This is a genomic window from Nocardia tenerifensis NBRC 101015 (assembly GCF_000308715.1).
GTDB lineage: Bacteria > Actinomycetota > Actinomycetes > Mycobacteriales > Mycobacteriaceae > Nocardia > Nocardia tenerifensis.
On sequence record NZ_BAGH01000490.1, the window covers coordinates 1 to 3,607 of the forward strand.

Consider the following 3,607-nt stretch of genomic DNA (forward strand, 5'->3'; position numbering starts at 1 on the left):
CCGTCGCGGCCTGCGACGTCGCCGACCGGGGCGCGCTCGCGAGCCTGCTGGCCGCGATTCCCGCCGCGCATCCATTGACCGCCGTCGTCCACGCCGCGGGCATCTCGGACAACTGCCTGATCGATGCGATGACACCGGACCGGATGGACGCGGTGCTCGCGCCGAAAGCCCACGCGGCGTGGCACTTACACGAACTCACCCGCGATCTCGCCGCGTTCGTCCTGCTCTCCTCCGCCGCGGGGCACGTCCTGGCCGACGGCCAGGGAAACTACGCCGCCGCCAACGTCTTCCTCGACGCCCTCGCCACCCACCGCCGCTCCCTCGGCCTGCCCGCGGTCTCCACCGTCTTCGGATTGTGGGACGTGCGAACGGGTCTGACCACGGAACTCGACCAGGTCCGACGCCGCACCCGCGCGCTGGGCTTCCCGGCGCTCCCGGTCGAGCGAGCGCTCACCCTGTTCGACGCCGCACTCCGCGCCGAGACCCCGGTCCCGGTGGCGCTCAGGGTAGACGGAGCGGCCCTGCGCGACCGAAACGTGCCCGCCGTGGTCCGCGACCTGGCGCCCGCCCGCCGCGCGGTCAGGGCGACACCGAAAAGAGCACTGCGCGAACAACTCTCGACCATGCGCAGTGGGCAACGCGACCACGCGATCCGGCAGCTGGTACGGACCGAGGTGCTCGCCGTGCTCGGCCACGACCGCGCCGACGCCATAGAGCTGGACCAGAAGTTCCACGACCTCGGCTTCGACTCGCTCAGCGCCGTCGAACTCCGGAACCGCTTGGCCGCGGCCACCGGCTGCGCGTTACCGCCGAGCCTGGTGTTCGACTATCCGTCGGTCGCCGCGCTCGCCACCCACCTGCACGAGACGATGTTCGGCGCGGACCCCGCCGACGACCTCGCCGACGCGACCGCCGACGAGCTCTTCGCCATCCTCGACCAGGAACTCGACGGCTCCCTCTAGCGCGCACCGGGCGCGGTGACCCCCGCCGCCACCCGCCGGATCTGCTCCAGCACCGCCGCCGCATGGTCGGTGAGGAAGAAGTGCCCACCCTCGAACACCGTCAACTCGAACCGGCCGCCGGTGTGCTCGGCCCAGGCGCGCGCCTCGTCCAGGGTCACCTCGGGGTCGTCGTCCCCGGTCAGCACCGAGATCGGGCACGCCAGCGGCGATCCCGGCCGCATGCGGTAGGTCTCGGCCGCCTTGTAGTCGCCGCGGATGGTCGGCAGGATCATCCGCAGCATCTCCTCGTCGCCGAGGACCCTGGCGTCCGTGCCGCTCATTCGGCCGATCTGCTCGATGAGCGCGTCGTCGCCGTAGCGGTGGACGTACTCGTCGCGATACCGCGACGGTGCCCGGCGGCCGGAGGCGAAAAGCGTTAGGGGAGAAAGCCCTTCGGACTCGAGGCGGCGAGCCACCTCGAAACCCAGTGTCGCGCCCAAACTGTGGCCGAACAGGGTGACCGGTCGATCCAGCCAGGGACGAATCTGCTCGACCACCAGGTCGGCCAGCTCGTGAATGTTCTCGACACAGGGCTCGTGCCGCCGCTCCAGACGCCCGGGGTACTGGATCGCGAGCACGTCGATCTCGGGCGACAGCGCGCGCGAGACCGGGAAGTAGAACGTGGCCGAGCCCCCGGCGTGCGGGAAGCAGATCAGCCTCGTCGCCGCGTCGGGCGCGGGGTGGAACCGGCGAACCCACGCGCCGGTCTCAGCGGGTGTTCCTGGTGTGCTCATTCGTCTTCCCTCCGCGGCCTCGGCGCCACTGCGCCTCTTCGATTGAAGCCGGTATCGCCGCAGTCTCGCCAGCGTGCGCGACCCCTCAGCTCGGATTACGGGCGAACCCCTACTCCGGTCCGGCGTGTCGCGATGCGATCCGCCTGTGCGAGTAGGGGTTCCGATCGAGCGCCAGGTATCAGGACGCGTCCACCTCACCCGTCGGTACCGCGTTGTTGTGCAAGGCGAGCCCGGTCGGCAGGTCGGCCCGGCTGTTCACGCCGAGCTTGCGATACACCTTGGTGAGATGCTGCTCGACCGTGCTGACCGTGATGAACAACCGCCGGCTGACCTCCCGGTTGGTGTGGCCGAGCGCGGCGAGTTCGGCCACCCGGCGCTCGGCCTCGCTGAGCCGCGGTATCGGCTCGGTCCGCTCCTCGACCGGCGAACGGTCCGGCTTGGCGCGCTCGTGGGTCAGCTGGAGCAGCATCGCCCCGGAGCGATAGGTCTTCATCTCCTGGGCCGCCCGCCGCGCCAGCGCGCGGGCCTGCTCGAACTCGCCGAGCTGCTGATGGGCCTGGCTCAGCTCGGACAGCGCCTTGGCCAGCTCCAGCCGATCGCTCGGCCCCTGGAGGCAATCGACGGCCTGCTGAAGGAACGCGGCGCGCTGCGTCGGTCCGCTGCACGCGGCGAGTACGCGCAGCGACACTCCCCGAGTCCGCGCGTCGAGCGGAGTCTGCTGACTCAGCTGCTGTTTCACCAATTCCCTTGCCACCGCGGCGTGCCCGAGGCGCAGGTTGGCCTCCGCGAGATCGACCCGCCACGGCACGAGCACCGGGACGTCCAGCGCCCATTCCCGCATCAGCCTGCCGCAGGTCTGGAAGTCGCTGATGGCCGCGAGCACGCGGTCCTCGGCCAGGTAGTACTGACCGCGCGCGTGCAGGTACATCAGGCCGTTCACCGTGCCGAACATGGCCTGCGGCACGGGATGCCGGGCCGCGGCCGAGGCCGAGGCGAGATCGCCCATCGCCGTGTAGGCCAGCAGCATCGTCGTCAACGGGCCGCTGATCAGCACGCCCCAGCTCTCCGGCGGCAGCAGCCCGAGCGCGGCCTCGGACTGGATCGCGGCCGCGGCGAGTTCGCCCCGCCGATAGGCGATGCCGGAACGCAGCGCGCTGAGCGCCGCCTGCCAGGTGACGGTGTGATGGCGCACGGCGTCGCGAATGATCTCGTCGCACCACCAGATGGCCCGGCTCACCTCGCCGCCCGCCACCAGCGTCATGATCGCCGCGGCGACCGACTCCAGTTCGATATCGCCGAGCTGGCAGCTCTGCAGGACTTGCTCGGCGCTGGCCGTCGCCGCGTCGCTGCCGCCATGGGTCAGCACGGTGCTGAGCGTGTTGATCGCGGTGGTCCACGGCTCGGCGCTGGTGCGGGAGGGATCGCCGAAATCGGGTAGCCGGCCGTGGGCCGGGCCGTAGAACCAGAGGCGCGCCACCCGGATCTGCGCGGCCGTGCGCGCGTCGTCCGGGCCGAGCGACTCCGAGAGCACCGTGAGCGACCGGGACACCGTCTCCTCGTCGCCGGACCAGAGCGCGCAGCGCAGCACCGCGACGACGGCCCGGCCGCTCAGCTCGCCGCGTTGCAGCGCGGCCCGCAGCGGCGCGGCGTGCCGGATGGCCACCGAGGGGTTCACCCGCCAGGTCACGAACACGAGCGTGCCGGTGATGTCCAGCCGCTCCCGCTCGTCGGTCACCGCGGTGAGCGCGAGCTCCAAAAACCTTGCCGCCGAACCGTTGTCGTCGACCGCCCGCGCCTGCTCGGCGGCGTCGCGCAGCACCTGCACCGCCCACGCGCCCGGCGCGGTGTCCGCGGCGAGCAGGTGCGCGGCCA

The 3,607-nt window shown here is 71.6% G+C and carries 3 protein-coding genes; 1 reads left to right on the forward strand and 2 read right to left on the reverse strand.

Features of this window, described 5'->3' with window-relative positions:
• A partial coding sequence (locus ON39_RS34325; RefSeq protein WP_040740465.1) for a beta-ketoacyl reductase occupies positions 1–962 on the forward strand: 962 nt, incomplete at its 5' end.
• Here the strand turns inward: ON39_RS34325 and ON39_RS34330 are convergent.
• Positions 959–1,735 (reverse strand): thioesterase II family protein, encoded by a 777-nt coding sequence (locus ON39_RS34330; RefSeq protein WP_040740467.1) that lies wholly within the window; start codon positions 1,733–1,735, stop codon positions 959–961. The two genes, ON39_RS34325 and ON39_RS34330, sit on opposite strands and share 4 nt — an antisense overlap.
• Positions 1,736–1,913: 178 nt before the next feature.
• The coding region (locus ON39_RS34335; protein WP_040740468.1) for a helix-turn-helix transcriptional regulator at positions 1,914–3,607 on the reverse strand (1,694 nt) is incomplete at its 5' end.